At 39.1% G+C, this 1,010-nt stretch carries 1 protein-coding gene; it reads left to right on the forward strand.

Annotation, left to right across the window (positions count from 1 at the left end):
• The first annotated feature begins 54 nt into the window (after positions 1 to 54).
• On the forward strand, positions 55 to 987 hold the full coding sequence (locus VXP95_RS15510) for an IS5 family transposase (RefSeq protein ID WP_195728344.1): 933 nt from the start codon (positions 55 to 57) through the stop codon (positions 985 to 987).
• Positions 988 to 1,010 lie beyond the last annotated feature (23 nt).

The following is a 1,010-nucleotide window of genomic DNA, read 5'->3' on the forward strand; positions in this document are numbered from 1 at the left end:
GGCTTTGTTGCACAAACCTAGCCTATAAGGTTTATTCAGTCCTATAATTTCAAAATGAATAAACATACTCCTAAAACTTATCGTACAACCAACTGGTCTTCCTATAATCGCGCTCTCATTAATCGGGGCAACATTTCCATTTGGTTTGATCCAAACACTCAGTGGTATGCACAACCACAAGACAAGCAAGGTCGAAATCAAACTTACTCCGATAAGGCTATTCAATGCTGTTTAATGATCAAATCTTTATTTAGACTCTCTTTACGCATGGTCACAGGTTTTGTTCAAAGTCTGATTAAACTTTGTGGATTAAATTGGACCGCACCAGATTACAGTACGCTTTGTCGAAGACAAAAACATATTAATATTGCGATTAGCTATCAAAAAAGTAGTGATGGGCTACATCTACTCGTCGACTCAACTGGCTTAAAGTTTCTAGGTGAAGGTGAGTGGAAACGTAAGAAACATGGACCTGAATATCGTCGCCAATGGCGTAAGCTTCATATTGGCATCGATGCTGAAACCTTGCAAATACGTGCAGTACAGCTTACTACAAATAATGTGAGCGATTCGCAAGTACTCGGTGATTTACTTGCTCAAATTCCCTTAGATGAACGAATTGATTCGGTCTATACCGATGGTGCTTATGACACGAAGCACTGCAGACAAGTCATTCTAGATCGAGATGCACATGCGGTCATTCCGCCAAGAAAAAATGCAAAACCATGGAAAGATCAGAAATTGAGATCTTTAGAGCGGAATGAGTTACTGAAAACAGTTAAACGTTTAGGAAGAACGCTTTGGAAAAAATGGTCTGGTTATCATCGTCGAAGTTTAGTTGAAACCAAGATGCATTGCATCAAACTATTAGGTGATAAATTAACAGCAAGGAGTTTTTCTAGTCAGGTGAATGAGATTCATGCACGCATAGCCGTATTGAACAAATTTACAGAATTAGGTCGTCCTCATACCCAAGTTGTCACTTGAATTCTGTTCAAATGAGCAGAGTG

It is taken from the genome of Acinetobacter sp. 226, from assembly GCF_048147925.1.
GTDB lineage: Bacteria > Pseudomonadota > Gammaproteobacteria > Pseudomonadales > Moraxellaceae > Acinetobacter > Acinetobacter pecorum.